Annotated in this window: 17 protein-coding genes and 1 pseudogene; 11 read left to right on the forward strand and 7 right to left on the reverse strand. The window is 60.3% G+C overall.

What is annotated here, in order from left to right:
* Window positions 1-52 precede the first annotated feature (52 nt).
* From RFA01S_RS21575 to RFA01S_RS21585, 3 genes are read left to right on the forward strand one after another with little or no spacing between them, the layout of a single operon-like run.
* A complete protein-coding gene (locus RFA01S_RS21575) occupies window positions 53-817 on the forward strand; it encodes an ABC transporter ATP-binding protein (protein ID WP_052060630.1) in 765 nt (254 codons plus the stop codon).
* Window positions 814-1638 (forward strand): ABC transporter permease, encoded by an 825-nt coding sequence (locus tag RFA01S_RS21580; protein WP_032406929.1) that lies wholly within the window; start codon window positions 814-816, stop codon window positions 1636-1638. The genes RFA01S_RS21575 and RFA01S_RS21580 overlap by 4 nt, the downstream gene beginning before the upstream one ends.
* On the forward strand, window positions 1638-2459 hold the full coding sequence (locus RFA01S_RS21585) for an ABC transporter permease (RefSeq protein WP_032406930.1): 822 nt from the start codon (window positions 1638-1640) through the stop codon (window positions 2457-2459). The genes RFA01S_RS21580 and RFA01S_RS21585 overlap by 1 nt, the downstream gene beginning before the upstream one ends.
* A gap of 144 nt (window positions 2460-2603) precedes the next feature.
* Here the strand turns inward: RFA01S_RS21585 and RFA01S_RS21590 are convergent, their stop codons facing one another.
* The 4 genes and pseudogenes from RFA01S_RS21590 to RFA01S_RS28450 form a co-directional block, all read right to left on the reverse strand.
* Window positions 2604-3374, reverse strand: a complete 771-nt coding sequence (locus RFA01S_RS21590; RefSeq protein ID WP_072692190.1) for a DUF4352 domain-containing protein — start codon at window positions 3372-3374, stop codon at window positions 2604-2606.
* 133 nt (window positions 3375-3507) lie between these two features.
* Window positions 3508-3681 (reverse strand): hypothetical protein, encoded by a 174-nt coding sequence (locus tag RFA01S_RS27875; protein WP_155290484.1) that lies wholly within the window; start codon window positions 3679-3681, stop codon window positions 3508-3510.
* Window positions 3682-3700: 19 nt separating this feature from the next.
* A complete protein-coding gene (locus tag RFA01S_RS21595) occupies window positions 3701-4252 on the reverse strand; it encodes a LysR substrate-binding domain-containing protein (RefSeq protein ID WP_238325084.1) in 552 nt (183 codons plus the stop codon).
* Window positions 4253-4402: 150 nt separating this feature from the next.
* Window positions 4403-4687, reverse strand: a pseudogene (locus RFA01S_RS28450) (LysR family transcriptional regulator); the annotation flags it as partial.
* Here RFA01S_RS28450 and RFA01S_RS21600 point away from each other — a divergent pair.
* Complete coding sequence (locus RFA01S_RS21600; RefSeq protein WP_202902200.1) at window positions 4625-5317, forward strand: SDR family NAD(P)-dependent oxidoreductase; 693 nt, start codon at window positions 4625-4627, stop codon at window positions 5315-5317. The pseudogene RFA01S_RS28450 and the gene RFA01S_RS21600 overlap by 63 nt on opposite strands.
* A 61-nt stretch (window positions 5318-5378) precedes the next feature.
* Here RFA01S_RS21600 and RFA01S_RS21605 read toward each other — a convergent pair whose 3' ends face one another.
* Both RFA01S_RS21605 and RFA01S_RS21610 read right to left on the reverse strand, forming a co-directional pair.
* Window positions 5379-6023: a vWA domain-containing protein gene (locus tag RFA01S_RS21605; RefSeq protein WP_032406932.1), complete on the reverse strand. Its 645-nt coding sequence runs from the start codon at window positions 6021-6023 to the stop codon at window positions 5379-5381.
* A gap of 79 nt (window positions 6024-6102) precedes the next feature.
* Complete coding sequence (locus tag RFA01S_RS21610) at window positions 6103-6726, reverse strand: DUF4352 domain-containing protein (protein ID WP_032406933.1); 624 nt, start codon at window positions 6724-6726, stop codon at window positions 6103-6105.
* Between the two features lie 165 nt (window positions 6727-6891).
* Between RFA01S_RS21610 and RFA01S_RS21615 the strand changes: the two genes are divergently transcribed.
* The 4 genes from RFA01S_RS21615 to RFA01S_RS21630 all read left to right on the forward strand — a co-directional run bounded on the left by RFA01S_RS21615 (window position 6892) and on the right by RFA01S_RS21630 (window position 11804).
* On the forward strand, window positions 6892-8097 hold the full coding sequence (locus RFA01S_RS21615) for a sensor histidine kinase (RefSeq protein ID WP_307718875.1): 1206 nt from the start codon (window positions 6892-6894) through the stop codon (window positions 8095-8097).
* Between the two features lie 38 nt (window positions 8098-8135).
* Window positions 8136-8789, forward strand: coding sequence for a response regulator (locus RFA01S_RS21620; RefSeq protein ID WP_032406935.1), 654 nt, complete (start codon window positions 8136-8138; stop codon window positions 8787-8789).
* Window positions 8790-9828: 1039 nt separating this feature from the next.
* The gene (locus RFA01S_RS27500; RefSeq protein ID WP_139278492.1) at window positions 9829-10851 is read left to right on the forward strand and encodes a hypothetical protein; all 1023 of its coding nucleotides are present in this window, start codon (window positions 9829-9831) and stop codon (window positions 10849-10851) included.
* Window positions 10848-11804, forward strand: coding sequence for a hypothetical protein (locus RFA01S_RS21630; protein ID WP_139278493.1), 957 nt, complete (start codon window positions 10848-10850; stop codon window positions 11802-11804). Before RFA01S_RS27500 ends, RFA01S_RS21630 begins: the two co-directional genes overlap by 4 nt.
* A gap of 153 nt (window positions 11805-11957) precedes the next feature.
* Here the strand turns inward: RFA01S_RS21630 and RFA01S_RS28565 are convergent, their stop codons facing one another.
* Window positions 11958-12251, reverse strand: coding sequence for a 3'-5' exonuclease (locus RFA01S_RS28565; protein ID WP_139278494.1), 294 nt, complete (start codon window positions 12249-12251; stop codon window positions 11958-11960).
* Between the two features lie 1102 nt (window positions 12252-13353).
* On the opposite strand from RFA01S_RS28565, the gene RFA01S_RS21645 reads away from it, so the two are divergent.
* From RFA01S_RS21645 to RFA01S_RS21655, 3 genes are all read left to right on the forward strand, one after another.
* Complete coding sequence (locus tag RFA01S_RS21645) at window positions 13354-13554, forward strand: helix-turn-helix domain-containing protein (protein WP_032406940.1); 201 nt, start codon at window positions 13354-13356, stop codon at window positions 13552-13554.
* A gap of 82 nt (window positions 13555-13636) precedes the next feature.
* Window positions 13637-14251, forward strand: a complete 615-nt coding sequence (locus RFA01S_RS21650) for a DUF1819 family protein (protein ID WP_032406999.1) — start codon at window positions 13637-13639, stop codon at window positions 14249-14251.
* Window positions 14248-14847, forward strand: coding sequence for a DUF1788 domain-containing protein (locus RFA01S_RS21655; RefSeq protein WP_032406941.1), 600 nt, complete (start codon window positions 14248-14250; stop codon window positions 14845-14847). The genes RFA01S_RS21650 and RFA01S_RS21655 overlap by 4 nt, the downstream gene beginning before the upstream one ends.
* Window positions 14848-14852: the final 5 nt, after the last annotated feature.

The following is a 14852-nucleotide window of genomic DNA, read 5'->3' on the forward strand; positions in this document are numbered from 1 at the left end:
TAGCGACGTGACTCACGCAACGACTCGACCCCGCCCCGACACCACCTCCGCCATCGCCGTCGCCTCGTCGGTCTCGCGGCACTTCGGTGATGTCACCGCCCTCCACGAGATCGACTTGTCCATCGGCCGAGGAGAATTCGTCTCCGTCGTCGGTCCCAGTGGCTGCGGCAAGTCCACCCTGCTCGAGGTGTTCGCCGGACTCCAGGATCACGATGGCGGCACCGTGCAGGTCGACGGGCAACCGCTCACCGGCCCTCGATCCAAGACTGCGGTCATCTTCCAGGAATCGGCGACGCTGCCCTGGCGGACCGTCCGCGACAACGTCGGGTTCGCTCTCGAAGTCCGAGGTGTCGGCAAGAAAGAGAGGCGCGCCCGCGCCGACGAGCTGCTGAACACAGTGGGGCTGAGCAAGTTCGGTGACCACTACCCCACCCAGTTGTCCGGCGGTATGCGCCAGCGTGTGGCCATCGCGCGCTGCCTGTCCATGGAACCCGACCTCATACTCGCGGACGAGCCGTTCGGTGCGCTCGACGAGCAGACGCGACTGGTCATGTCGTACGAGCTACTCAAGATCGTCGAAAAGCTGACGTGCGGAGTCTTGTTCATCACCCACAGCATCCAGGAAGCGGTACTGCTATCCGATCGCGTACTGGTGATGAGTGCGCGGCCCGGTCGATTCATCGACGAGATGGACATCGACCTGCCCCGTCCGCGCTCCGAGGACGTTCTCGCCAGCCCAGCGGCTACTGCTCTGCACGAACGCATTTGGTCGAGTCTGCGCGACGAAGCCAAGAAGACGATGAGCATCGAACCATGAGTGCGCCGACGCGCGAGAGCACGCGCGCCTCCGTGGTCCCCGGATACATCCGGCCGGCACCCTCCACACAACTCGGTCTCCCCGCATGGGGCTGGACCGTACTCATCCTCGTCGCGGCACTGGTGACCATCGACATCTCGGCACGGTTCTTCGCTTCTCCGCTCGACATCGTGCCGGTGACCGATATGATCTCGACGTCGCTGAGCCTGCTGACCGACCCGGACTTCCTGGTCGACGAGTTGGGCCGGACGCTCGGCATCATCGTTCTGGCGTTCGTGCTCAGCTCCGTACTCGGTGTCGCCGCCGCATACGTTCTGTGGCGGTACGAGCTGTGGGACAGAGCATTTCAGCCGTACCTCAACGTCTACTACGCCGTCCCGACGTTCGCGCTGTACCCCATCATGGTGGTGCTGTTCGGTGCCGGTGTGGCTCCGATCGCCATTCTGTCCACCATCTTCGCCTTCGGCGTAGTCGCGTTGAACGCACGCACCGGTTTCAACTCGGTGTCGCCGATCGTCACCAAGCTCGGCACCACACTGATGCTCACGCGGTGGCAGTACTTCCGATCGGTTCTGCTTCCGTACGCGTTGCCGAGCATCGTGACCGGACTGAAACTGGGGCTCTCGTACGCCGTCATTTCGGTGTTGGCCAGCGAGTTCATCCTGTCGACGCAAGGGCTCGGGCACTTCATCTCGATAGCCTACGACGGGTTCGACATCGCCGACATGTACGCCGGGATCCTCATCGTGGCGCTGATCGCTCTGCTCTCGACCTCGCTGATCTCTCTCGCGCTCAACCGATTCGATTGGAGGCGCCGCTGATGAGCAGCACCTTGGACAGAGTAGCCACCACACCCACCGCTCCCCCGAAGGTCACCTCGTCCGCGGGCCGCACCAACGCCCGCCGCTTCCTCCCACCACTGGTCGTGGCCGTCGTCGCGGTCTTGATCTGGTGGGTAGCGGCCGTTCTGGTCGACAGTCTCATCTTCCCGACGCCTGCCGAGGCCATGGCCTCGCTCGTCGAAGACCTGGGCAAGGCAGACTTCCGCGCCAACGTCGGCGACTCGCTACGTATTCTTGTGCTCGCGTTTCTGGCCAGCACGGTCGTGGGTTCCCTGCTGGGCCTGACGCTCGGACTGAGTCCGTTCTGGACCCGAACCATCGCCCCGATCGTCTACTCGATCAACAGCATCCCGAAGATCGTGCTATACCCGATCTTCCTGTCATTCCTCGGTATCGGCGCATTGAGCCGATTCGGATTCTCCTTCTACGCCGCCTTCATCCCGATGTTCCTCGTCGCCGTCGAGGCCACGGCATCGGTCCAGAGAATTCACTTGAACATGGCAGCATCACTGCAGGTGAGCTGGCCCAGGTTGATCCGTCAGATCGTCATTCCCGCCGTGCTCCCGGCGCTCGCGACGGGTATGCGAATGACCTTCGGCTTGGCGTTCCTGGGACTGCTTCTGGCCGAGATGTTCTCGTCGTCCAGCGGCATCGGATACGAACTGCTCCGCAACGTCAGCCTGGTGCGGATGGAAAACATCATGGGCACGGTTGTGTTGATACTCGTGATGGCACTGCCGCCCACGATTGCGCTGCAGTGGTTGGAAAGTCGCACCACCTCGAAATACGGCGGTCGGTGACGACGACAGCTCAGGTTCTTGGCTCCTTGAGCTGAACTGAGACGAGACGCCGGCAGTCGGGCGGCGATTACCCACAATCTCGCTAGCTGACTACGGCGAATGGCCGGGCACCGTCTCGGTGCCCGGCCAACGAAAACCTCTAAGCTATCGCAGGGAGATCTCAGCCCCACCGGAGAAGACGGAATCGTGTACTTCGAGTGTCGCGGGGACCGCATCCGCGGGGATGTCGAACACGATCGTTATGTTCTGCGACAGACCGGGGTTGATATCTCCCCCGATTGCAGTTTCTGCCTCCAGATTGATCGCTGCCATCGCGTCGTTCTCGAACTCGCGACCTTGGACATCGATCAGCTTCTGGTTCGAGCCGAAGTAGCTTTGCGCCTTATCGGAAACATTGGTCACCGTGACACTGACCAGCACGAACTGCCCTAGTGCGTCTTTCTGAAGGTACGGGTTGTCGCCCAGGGTCGTAACACCTGTCTCGACGCCAGTCACGACGAAACCGAACTTGCCATCGCGGACTTCCTGGCCGATACCCGGTGCCGCCTGCTCGGGTTCGGTTGCGGGGGAAACCGATTCGACAGGAGCAACGACCGCAGCAGAAGGAGCATTTCCGGCTGCGACAGGTGCAGCCGTGGACGAGGTTGTGGATTGTGCCGTTGTGGACTTCTCATCATCACCCCCACCCAACATTCCGCCCACAACAAGAACCAGCACGACGCCACCCACAACCCACGGCCACTTCCGCTTCTTCTTCGCGGGCGGCTGCGGCTGTCCATACGGCTGCTGAGCGTAAGGCTGCTGCGCGTAAGGCTGTCCCTGCGTAGGTGGCTGGGCACCGTAAGAGCCTTGTGGCTGCCCGTAGGGGGCCTGCCCTGAGGACTGCGGCTGATTCGGATCGTGCGGAAATGTCATGAAGTCCTGGTCTCTGGTCGAAGTGGTGCTGAGTAGGTATAGGACCGGCGGGTCGGAATGTTTCAGTGCAGCGCAAAAATTCATTCGACCGAATGAACTAAGAGCATTTTCGCTTCCCCATAGGCAATCTCTGCTAGTCCCCTCGTGCGCGTCTGCGGTCCTCGGAAGTGAAGGCCGACGCCGAATACGCATCGACACCGGCCGATCGCTTCCGATGCTGGAAGTCCGCAACCGAATCGAAGGCCGCCGTCACCCGGCCGACGTCGAAACGTACGTCATCGACCTGCCGCGCTGAAAGCCTTGCCATCGCCCAAGTTTGCAGTCCATCACTCGAACGCAATCCCGACGGCCGACCGGACCAGTGCCGATACCGCCGGCGATCGGACTCCGGCCGGCCACGCGATGACCGTCGTGATCATCGGCGCATCGGACACAGGTACGGCCACATGCTCGGGCCATTGCCACGCGCGACTCGATGCTGGGATCACCAGCAGCGCCTGACCCAGCGCGACCAGTTGTGCGATCTGCGTTTGAGCGCGTACCTCGGGCCCGGGACCCTTCGGATAGGTGCCGTCGAGCTGCGGCCAGCGGGCCATCGGCAGATCCGGGACGTCACGGATATCGTCCATGCTCAGTTCGTCTTTCGAGGCCAAGGGGTGATCACACGGAACGATCGCGACTTGCCCCTCTGTGAGGAGGTCCTCGGAGTCGAACCCGACGAGGTCATCGACGGGACGATGCATCAACGCAACGTCGGCGTCACCGCGGCGAAGATATTCGGCCTGCTCACCGACTTCGCATAACAAGACATCCACGTCAGCGGGGTACGCATCGAGAACGCGGCGTAGGAGCTCGTGGGACGCACCGGCTTTGGTCACCAGCTTGACTCTGGCACCGGCGGCTCGCGCTCGCTGCGCTGCCGCTGCGACAGCGTCGAGCGCCGTCGCAGCGTCCCTCAGGAGCACGGCACCGGCAACAGTGAGTGCGACTCCGCGGCGATTCCGATCCAGGAGGGCGACGCCGAGTCGGCGCTCAATCCTGCTGATCGCTCGCGAGAGCGGTGGCTGGGCGATCCCCAATCGTTGCGCTGCGCGTCCGAAGTGCAGCTCCTCTGCAACGGCGATGAAGTACCGGAGTTCGCGTGTTTCGAGATCGTCCACTACGGCAGCGTAGCTGTGATACCCGTCGAGTATCACTGGTTGGTCGATCGGTATTGGACGCACTTGCTCTCGACGCCGACCATGGATCGCATGACGACAAAGACCGCGCTGATCACCGGCGCCAACAAAGGGATCGGCTTTGCTATCGCACACGGACTCGGAATGCAGGGAATCAGAGTAGGAGTAGGGGCCCGCAACGATGCACGACGACAGGATGCGGTCGACAAGCTTCGTACTGCGGGCATCGATGCCTTCGGAGTCCCTCTCGATGTCACCTCCGACGACAGCGTTGCTGCCGCCGCCGCCTCGATCGACGACCTGGACATACTGGTGAACAACGCAGGCATTTCCGGCGGCGACCAACAGAATCCGACGACGCTGGATATCGACGTGCTGCGAACTACGTTAAACACCAACGTATTCGGAGTCATCCGAGTGACGAACGCACTACTTCCGACGCTTCTTCGGTCTGCCTCGCCACGCATTGTCAATGTCTCGAGCAACATGGGCTCGCTCGCGCTACAGACCGGCCCGGTAATGGCGGCATATGCTCCATCCAAGACCATGGTGAACGCGATGACCGTGCAGTACGCACGGCAGCTCGCGGATACTGCGGTGATCGTGAATGCATGCTGCCCGGGCTATGTGGCAACGGATTTCACCGGATTTGCATCCACACGCACGCCGGAGGAGGGTGCGCGCATCGCTCTGAAGCTTGCCAGTCTGCCCGACGATGGCCCGCGGGGCGGATTCTTCGACGACGCCGGACCGGTGGCCTGGTGAGACTCTCGGTGCCGAGCTGACCACCGCCGGCGGTGTCGAGGAGAAAGTAGTAGACCTCCCCCTACTCCCCTCGCGCCCGTCTGCGGTCCGCCGGGGTAAAGGCCGATACCGAACACGCATCGACACCCGCCGATCGCTTCCGGTGTTGGTAGTCCGCCACCGAATCGAAAGCTGCCGTCACACCCAACGACGTCGAGACGTATGTCATCGACTTGCGACGCTGAAAGCCCAGGTCGGCACCCACCTCGACGGCGTCGATGTTCGATCCCAAGAACACGAAGTCCCAGTTGTACTCAGCCTCCTGCCGCTGGATCAACTCGCGCACAGCCGAATTCGTCCACTCCTGGCTTGAGTTCTCGTGACCGTCCGTCATCACGAGCACCGTTACCGAGCCGGGGCGCTCATCCTCCGGCATCGTGGCCAGCCCGGCCCCGACCTCGCTGACGAGCCGGCCGATCGCGTCGTACAACGCGGTGCCACCCCGCGGCTCGAGCATGAGCGGGTCGACGTCCTCGATCGGCACGTTGTCGTAGACCAGCTCGTACCGGTTGTCGAACTGCGCCAGCGTGACCACGGTCCGACCGTCGGCCTCACGCTCCCTGGCAATGAACGAATCGAATCCGCCGCGGGTGTCGTCGGCGATGGAATGCATCGAACCGGACCTGTCGAGCAAAGCAGCAACGAGAGATAGTTTCGGGTTGGTCATTGTTTCCTTCCGTGGGACGCAGCCTGAGCTGCGTCGAATGAATTGAATTGCGGGATAACGGAAGAGCGAATAGCGACGGCTACCGCAGCGCAACCGTCGTACCGCCCGAGAACGCCGAATCATGCAGCTCGATTTCCGCAGGCACGGTCCCGACGGGGACGTCGAACACGACAGTCGTGTCCAGCGCGTTGCCCGGGTTGATTTGCTCGTAGCCGATGCCCTCGTCGAGGTAGGCAGTTGCGAGGCTGTCGACCGAGTACTGCTTGCCGTCCGCGTCGAGCAACTTCTGCGAGGAAGCGTCCAAGCTCTGCGCACGATCGCCGATGTTGCGCACGGTCATCGTCACCTGAACGAACTCGCCCTGTGCGGTCTGCGTCAGGTATTCCGAACCGACCGTCGCGACGGGTGGTACGACCGCGGTGACGACGAACTCGAACTTTCCGTCGCGCACTGGGACGCCGATGCCCGGCTGAGTCGGCTCGGCCGGGGCCGCAGGAGCCGCTTCTTCCGACGACGGGGATCCGGCCGGCGCGGGAGCTGTCGGGCTCTCCGACGAACCACCACCGATGAGCCGAATGAGGACACCCAGCACGACGATAGCCAGGATGACGGTCAGGATCTTGTGTCGGGCAAACCAACTCTTCTTCTGCTCGGGAGCGGGCGGGGCGTACTGCTGCTGGGGGTTCGGGTTGTGGTTGGTCATGTCGAAATTCCTCTCGTTCGGCGATGCATCAACCACACCGCAGTCGGCCCTGTCCGCGCCTCGGCTGACCGGTCGGTACGCCTCCTCCTTTCGGTCGCATCCGATGGGTCATGCGGGCCGTTCGGACGATTCGCCGTGTCGGTGCACGGCCGTACGCTTCTCCTCGTGAGCACCCACCGGGCAGGCACCCTGCGCCGCAAAGCCTGGACTACGGCGGCGGTGGCCTTCAGCCTGTTCTGCTCGTTGATGACCGCCGGGTTGGCGGGCTCGTCCGGGACGCCCGGGTGGAACCTGGGCCTCGGAGTCACGCTCAACCTGATCGCCGGTGTCGCGTTGATCTGGCGACACGAACGGCCATGGGTGGTTCTGGGACTGGCGTTGGCCGGGCCGTTGTTCTTCGCCACCGATGCGACGGCCGCGTTGATTGCCCTGTTTGCCGTCGGTGCGTTCGCACGCACCAAGCCGCTGGTGCTTGCTGCCGTCGCGGTATATGTCGCGTGCGGGGTGTCGTTGACGTACGACGCGCATCGCAGTCGGTACTACTCCGTCCTGACCATCGGTTCGACGAAGGCCGAGGACGGATCCGTACCGGTGGAATGGGACGTCCCGGCCTGGATTCCGTGGGTCGTCGCGGCAGTGCTCGTCGGGTTGGTCGTGGGTGGAGCAATACTGCGCCGCACGCGATCCGACCTGACGGAGGCTGTGGTCACCCGTGACAAGGTGACGGTGGAGTCCAACGCTCTTCGTGAGGAGATGCTGCTGAATGCGGAACGTGCCCGCATCGCCCGCGACATGCACGACACCCTCGCCGCGAGCCTGAGCCGCATCTCGTTGTTCGCAGGCGGAATGCAGGTCAACAGCGCCGACGGGCCCGAGAAGGTAGCCCAGACGGCGTCGATGATTCGGCAGACCGCCCACGATGCGCTCGATGAGCTCAAGCGCATCATCGGTGTGCTGCGCGGATCGGCCGATGCCTCGAGCGGTGGCCGGCAGAGTGTCGAGGGCATCTCCGATCTGGTGCACTCGGCGCTGGACGCGGGCTTGCACACGTCACTGATGCTCGACGTGACGCCCGGTGATATTGGGGCTGCGAGCAGTCATGTGGCGTATCGGGTGGTGCAGGAATCGCTGACCAATGCGCAGAAGCACGCTGACGGTTCGACCGTTCGGGTGGCGGTGCACGGGTCAGATCAGACGGGCGTGCGCGTCGATGTGCGCAATCAGCTGATGGGGCAACCTGCGTTCGCGCACGGGTCGGGCACAGGGTTGGCGGGCTTGGCCGAGCAGGTCCACGGGGTAGGCGGCACGTTCAGTGCCGGCGCGCAGCCTGGTGAGTTCGTGGTGTCGTGCTGGTTGCCGTGGTACTCCTGACGGGCAGTGTCGGAGTCGCGTTCTAAGCTCAGCGAACCATGACAGCGCCAGCCGTGATCACCGTTCTGATCGTCGACGACGACCCCTTCGTTCGGCGGGGCGTGACCGACATCTTCGCGAAGACCACGGACATTTCGGTGGTCGCCGACGTGGAGGACGGTGACCAGGTGTCTGCTGCAGTGGCGGCGTACCGGCCGCACGTGGTGCTGATGGATCTTCAGATGCGACGGGTCGGCGGACTGGATTCCACCCGCGAGTTGATGACGCTGGCCCACCCACCGAAAGTCATCGCGATGACGGCGATGGATGTGGACGATCTGGTGGTACGGGCCATCGAGGTTGGGGCGCATAGCTTCCTGAGCAAGAGCGAGGCACCCGAGACGTTCCATCAGTCGGTTCGAGCAGTGGCATCCGGCAACACGTTGTTCAGTGAGGATTCGCTCCGGAAGATTGTGGCGACGTCGATGCTGCCGGCGGCCCGGCAATCGGTGTCGATGGACATGCTGAGCCCACGGGAGCGAGATGTGCTGCGCATCTTGGCTACTGGTTCGACCAATGCGGACATCTCCTCTGAGCTGTACCTCAGTGAGACAACGGTGAAAACCCATATCTCCGGGATCTTCGTGAAACTCGGTGTGCGCAATCGAGTCGAGGCGGCACTGGCTGCCTTTCGGGCAGGAATGGTTACGTGAGCGAAATCAAGCCACGATCGCCGGCCGCCTGAGTTCGAACTGCCGTGGAACAGAATGCGCCGCCGGATTAGGAGCCAGTCTCGCGCAATATGCATCTCGACAACGGACGGTCGATCTTGGAGCGCGAGGTATCCATTGGAGCGTTTGCTCCAAGACATCCGAATACCGCGCCAAGATCTCCTCGCGGCTTCTCGACGGCAATTCTGTCACCGTACAAGCACACGGCACCCAACCGCGGAAAGCCCGCCCATGTCACCCCCGGAGGGACAGTACCGGGCCTCTAGTCCTTGATCTGAGTGGCTCTTCGCAAGAACCGTGCCGAAGTCGACAACAGCGACCTCGGCAGCCATGCTTTACTCGCGGGTCAAATTCGGACAGACATGCTCGAAAAGCTGCGGACAATGGTATCGGGTGTGTGCGCAGAAATGCATTCCCATCAAGTTGACAACCAGCGCGCCTGCGGCCTTCACCACCCAAGGATCGGGTATCAACTTGGTGAGCGTGTCCAGCTCTTTGATCCAAAGCCTTAGCGTGCCAGCCCCCACGACTTCGCAGCCAGTCTCTAAGACTTCGACGCCTCGGATCACTCCCTCTTAAGGTTAAGTTCTGGCTGATGTTAATCGGTATCGACTCTCGCACCATACGGGCGGAATTGATGCGATTCTGGTGGACGAGAAACCGCACTCTCGGCCTGGGGCATCCCGTATACGCATGCGGAGCGGGTCTGCCTCAAGAGTAGCTGGTGGGTGGTACGAGACCATCGGCATCCCGGGAGACCCGCCCTGGTTGGCGGTGCCACCCAGGAGGGGAATTTCAGTGAGCGTCCATGTGGCATCTCGATGAGCGCTACCAGCAGTGGCGAATACCATCTGCGGAGAGCGCAAGGTAGCCCCTGCGGACGGTGGAGCAGCGCGGCCGATCTAAGACCCTACAACAGTCGACGCTAAAGCATGTCTCGTTCAACCTGGGGCCACCCGCCGCGATTCTCATCACTAAGCTGTACTCATAAATCGAAACATATACGCTTGGTTCTGCTTCAATGGCAAAGGTGAACTCGATCCAATACGAAGCCGCAAAATTTCCGGCATCAATCGCGAAGGCCGGCCACTGTCTGGTCAGTGATGCCAAGATGATCCATGCGGCCACAACCGTCGGGGTCGCACCCGCTGGATCCGGAGGAAGTCGTGCCGTTCGCACGGCATTGCACGGAAGAGCCCGAGCAGGACACCGCTCGTTGGCAGAGCTGATATGGAGAGTCGCGATGACCGACGCAAACCTAGTACGTCAGTCGACCGGATTTATGCGAAGCGACGGCTATATGCGTCTGGATCCGAGCGAAAAGTCCGCTGTAAGCTACTTCCTCGGAATGGTGCAAGCCAAAATCATCGCGGGTGATGTTCTGAATATCTCTCATCTCGTACACCTCGATAGCCTACCGTCGTTCTCTACAGCAACACGGTCCCGCCCCGATTTCTACGGAATTGACTGGTCACACCCGAAAACTTGTTACTTCTTAGAAGCCAAGGGGCGAACAATGGGCTACTCGGCAAGTGTGGTCGCAAAGGCAAAAAAGCAGACCACTCTGGTGACACACCACCCAAATTTCGACAGATTGACCGGCATCGCCTCCTTATCCTATTTCAATAGAAATGGGTTCTGGACTTCCTACCTTGAAGATCCACCCGCGGAATCAAAGACTTCTCCGAACGCTCCTTCCGCCGGCTCTCTGTACGCGTCTTATTACACACCCATTATCGACGCAATGACCAATGCAGATGTCGACAGACAGGATTCCAGTATTAGAACGGCATACATCGATGCGTTCGACTTTCAGCTCAGCTGCCCCACGTCTGTCTTCGACCTTTTAACTAGTAAACAAAATGACACCAGCCGAAGCGAACTGCCCGAGGCGCTCAACGAAGAACTTTCACGGCCTAGGAACAAATTGGAAGGATACCAAGACGGTAGTTCAAACTTCACCGGGTCAGATGGTATTCGAATCGAATTGGGCCCCTCGTGGTCCTCGAACGCCGACAGGGCGACGGAGGGAAACGAATCATGACAATAATACTCAGAGCAGTTGCCACTGACGGAGTGGTGATGGCAAGTGATGGCCGTACGGTGCACGGCTGGCCACACACTTCCATTAGCGAATACACTGAAAAAATCAGAGATTTCAAGCTTTGCTCTTCGGGCTTCATGGTGGCAACTTCAGGAAGGGCAACCATTGACCAGAAGCCTGTAAATGCCCACATTTCCGAAATAGTTTCGGAAATGGGTGTGATGAAATCGCTCGATACGAATCGATTGTTTGAGAATATTCAACAACGGATGCGTTCCGCACCGCCTACAAATGAGCATGATCAGGTCCTTCAGCTCGTCATCCAAGAGTATGACCTAGGCGGCCCGACGCGGTGCACTAGGTGGGCGGTCAATTCTGACAAGACTGTCGCTTTGGACTGCGCTACAACGTTCTCTGTTCAAGGAGAGCTGGAAGGCGAGCAAACGAATGGGATTAAACACAGAGTTCAACAAATAATGGACGAGAGAGCGCTACTCCCGCTTACAAATATGCGCACGACACGAAATATAGTGAAGGGCATACTGTCGTTCGCCTATAAAGATTCGTCTACAATCGCAAAGCGGCAGCCGTTTATGTATTGGCCGGAGTTCATCGAGGCTGAACTAGAGCTTAAGGAGTACGTTACAAAGAAATGGGGAGCTAACTGGAGTAATCTTTCAGAAAAAGCAAGACAAACTAACATTACGGATCTATCTGATTACCGCGAATTCGACAGAGATCTTCAATCGGCCATCGATGCCGGCACGATCTCAGCAGAGGAATCGGAGTTAATCATGGCTTCCGGCGGAGCTGCAGGAGTGGGGGGTTCAGCGCTCATTACTCAGATTGGGATGGACGGTCACGTCGATCTGGCCAATTTCGAGGAAAGGCAGGTCTTGGAGTGGGATCCGAATTTCGTAATCGAGGAAGTTCCAGGCGTTGGCGGACACTAACGTCTTACCCATTCAAATTCAAAAGAGCTCCTAAACAGACGCGATCAAGCTATCCACAGAGCGCTTTTAAAGGCGAGGACACGGTAGCCACGATTTGCGGTACCCCGTTGTCTGATTATCCGATGCCATTGGAAGTGCAATCCGGCGAGGGTGTTAGCAGCTGCTGCCAACTGGCACCAAGCTACTCGGCTCTCCCACCCACATGACCGCAAGCTCGTCTCTCGCCCTGGTTGCCGCGCCGTAGACCAACGACCGTTCCCGCTGCAGGGCATCGACACGGTCACCCTCCGGCAGTTGGGCGATAACGTAATCGCGGGGCATCGAGTTGGCACTGACGCCCACAAGGATGACGTTGGCAAACTCCATCCCCTTCGCCCGGTACATGGTCATCACCTGCACTCCCGCTGATGACGATTTGGTCGAATTGTCGACGAAGGTTGCCGTCACCCCTCGCTCGCCGAGAGCGCGTGGCAGCGCAGAGGCCTCTTTGTTTGCCGGAGCCAGTAGCCCGATGGATGACTCAGCACCACCGCCCCAGGCTGAACCTGCTCAGCCACCTTGTCGTACAAGTCCGTCAAATTCTTGGCGCGGGCAGCCGTTGGGGCGGGTCCCATACGTGCGGACCGATCGCCGACAGGTATTTCTTTGTCGCCCTCGAGACCGACAAATTCTTCCCCGGTCAACACAGCGAGTGCATAGTGCAAGTTCTGCTGTGTCGTGGGGTAGTTAAGAGTCAGCCGCCTGGACCACCCGACGATGTTGATTCCGAATTATTTCAGCCCAATCTTCTGACCATAGATTCGCTGATGAGCGTCCTCGGCGAAGAAAATGCACCGAGGGCGTGCAGCGCAACGTCATGGCCACGCCGGCGCAAGCGTAAACGGAACAACTCGATGTATTTCAAGACACTATCGAACAGAACCCACGGCCTCTGCAGGAGCGTCGTAAGTGGACCGTCATCCTCGATAGTGGAGGACCTTGAATTTTCGGTCACGAATAAGGTATTTTCCATTCGGGCCGGTTCTCACTTTCGCACACTTTTCAGGAAGTGCTTACGTTTTAAGCACGATCCACTACTCGAATTCCGGCCCTGTGATGTACCCCTGTTCTCATCCATATCGGATTTGAATGTCCCCACTCGTGGACTCTCCTCCGCGCAGCACTCCGCGCCGTTCATAGCGATTGACCAAGCCGCCTCTATTACGGTCCTCCGGCTTGATTTACGGGTATCCCGAGTCGGCTGCAGGTTCGATTGTGGGGCAACGAGGGACACGGACTGTGTACGACCCATCGGTGTTGACCGAGATGCCGCCGTAATCGCACGGTCGGGCCAATCTACGCAAAGTCGTACCGTTGCGCACCAGTGCCGCTCCAGGCTGACGAAGGACCCGATGGTTTGCCGGTGGCCACGGCGCTCCAACTAGCGCGGGGGATCATGCGGCATCTGCGACACCTTGTTGGTTCACGCTAAACCGGCATCGTCCTCGGCTATGCTCGAACAAAACCGGTGAAACCAGGTTTGGTCGAAGCGAAAGGTTCTGCGTTCTCTATGTCTGAGCCTTGGCTGTCTGCCGACGATATCGCCGCCCACCTGGGCGTCACGAAGGACACGGTCTACTCGTGGATCGCCGATAAGGCGATGCCCGCTCACAAGATCGGCCGTCTCTGGAAGTTCCAAGCGAGCGAGGTCGACGAGTGGGTCCGCAATGGCGGAGCAGCTGTCCCAGAGGCGCAGCCCCCACCCAAATGACGGCACTGATCATCGTCAGGCCGGGATGTCTGACGGTCGCGATATCTTGAACGACTTTGTTGGTGGCCAGAAGGAGGTGCACATGATGATGGACACGTCTCGGGGTTCGCGCTACGCACTGTCGTTCACCAGCGGTGCGCTTCTCATGCGCGAAGCGCTCATCGCTGCTCCGATGTACCTCCGCGAGCACGACTGGATGAAGGTCCGCCAGCTCATTGATGACGACAACCTGCTCCAGTCTCGAACCGTTGCTACCGGACGGCGGCTCGCTCGCGAGGTTGCCCAGCGTCTTTCCGTCCTGAGCGACGGCGAACTCGAATTAGTAATCGACGCGACGACATCAGAGCGCGGTCACCTGTTGTGGACTGCCGCATGCCGCCGCTACAGCCTGATCGGCGAGTTCGCCGAAGAGGTCCTTCGTGAGCGCTTTCTTCTCCTGACAGCCACGCTCGATTACGACGACTTCGACGGGTTCATCCGGAGCAAGGCGCTCTGGCACGAAGAGGTCGCGAACCTCAAGAGCTCCACCCTGCAGAGGCTCCGCTCCAACCTGTTTCAGATGCTCGTCGAGGCAGTGCTTCTCACGGATGACGGCCGAATCGTCCCCACCGTGCTGTCATCTCGCGTCTCCGACGTGCTGTATGCCCGCGCTCCGAGCGACATTCGCTTCTTCCCCACGGCAGTGGGTGTGCAATGAGCAGCGTCGACCTAGCCAAGCAAGAGAAGCACCTGTTCGCAGTGCTCAGCAGTAAGCGGTTTCTCCAGATGGAGGGCCTCGGCAACGAAGTGCCGTTCTTCATCTACCCATATCCGCCGGAGGACGCTCTTGCGGTCGCGCAGATCAAGAAGCGGGTCAAGAACAGACTGAGCCAGATGGGCATCAACGTTCGCGAGGTCAACCTCTACGACCTCTCGGTCGAGATCCTCAAGGAACGCGGCGTGTGGGAACGCGTACTCGCCGCGGAGCCCGACCAAGACAAAGACGACTTCCGCGAGCTCCTCCAAGGCATGCTGGATCCGCAGCTCCACCTCGCGCCCGCCATTCGCTCCAAGGTCGACGACGGCGACTTCGACATCTTCTTCCTCACCGGAATCGGCGAGGTCTTCCCGTACATCCGGTCACACAACGTGCTGAACAACCTCCAGAGCGTCGTGACCGGCAAACCAATGCTCATGTTCTTCCCCGGCCGCTACGAGCAGTCCGACACCCTCGGATCCACGCTCGTGCTCTTCGGTCGGCTGAAGGACGATCAGTACTACCGGGCCAAGAACATCCTGGAACAGGAAGCGTGACAACG

The sequence above is a fragment of the Rhodococcoides fascians NBRC 12155 = LMG 3623 genome, assembly GCF_001894785.1.
Lineage (GTDB): Bacteria > Actinomycetota > Actinomycetes > Mycobacteriales > Mycobacteriaceae > Rhodococcoides > Rhodococcoides fascians.

Bases quoted from the DNA above. Each gene is read 5' to 3' on its own strand.
- RFA01S_RS21585 (WP_032406930.1), top strand. From the start codon at position 1,638: ATGAGCAGCACCTTGGACAGAGTAGCCACCACACCCACCGCTCCCCCG.
- RFA01S_RS21580 (WP_032406929.1), top strand. From the start codon at position 814: ATGAGTGCGCCGACGCGCGAGAGCACGCGCGCCTCCGTGGTCCCCGGA.
- RFA01S_RS21655 (WP_032406941.1), top strand. From the start codon at position 14,248: ATGAGCAGCGTCGACCTAGCCAAGCAAGAGAAGCACCTGTTCGCAGTG.
- RFA01S_RS21590 (WP_072692190.1), bottom strand. From the start codon at position 3,374: ATGACATTTCCGCACGATCCGAATCAGCCGCAGTCCTCAGGGCAGGCC.
- RFA01S_RS21610 (WP_032406933.1), bottom strand. From the start codon at position 6,726: ATGACCAACCACAACCCGAACCCCCAGCAGCAGTACGCCCCGCCCGCT.
- RFA01S_RS21605 (WP_032406932.1), bottom strand. From the start codon at position 6,023: ATGACCAACCCGAAACTATCTCTCGTTGCTGCTTTGCTCGACAGGTCC.
- RFA01S_RS21645 (WP_032406940.1), top strand. From the start codon at position 13,354: ATGTCTGAGCCTTGGCTGTCTGCCGACGATATCGCCGCCCACCTGGGC.
- RFA01S_RS21600 (WP_202902200.1), top strand. From the start codon at position 4,625: ATGACGACAAAGACCGCGCTGATCACCGGCGCCAACAAAGGGATCGGC.
- RFA01S_RS21620 (WP_032406935.1), top strand. From the start codon at position 8,136: ATGACAGCGCCAGCCGTGATCACCGTTCTGATCGTCGACGACGACCCC.
- RFA01S_RS27500 (WP_139278492.1), top strand. From the start codon at position 9,829: ATGGCAAAGGTGAACTCGATCCAATACGAAGCCGCAAAATTTCCGGCA.
- RFA01S_RS21630 (WP_139278493.1), top strand. From the start codon at position 10,848: ATGACAATAATACTCAGAGCAGTTGCCACTGACGGAGTGGTGATGGCA.
- RFA01S_RS21650 (WP_032406999.1), top strand. From the start codon at position 13,637: ATGATGATGGACACGTCTCGGGGTTCGCGCTACGCACTGTCGTTCACC.
- RFA01S_RS27875 (WP_155290484.1), bottom strand. From the start codon at position 3,681: ATGGCAAGGCTTTCAGCGCGGCAGGTCGATGACGTACGTTTCGACGTC.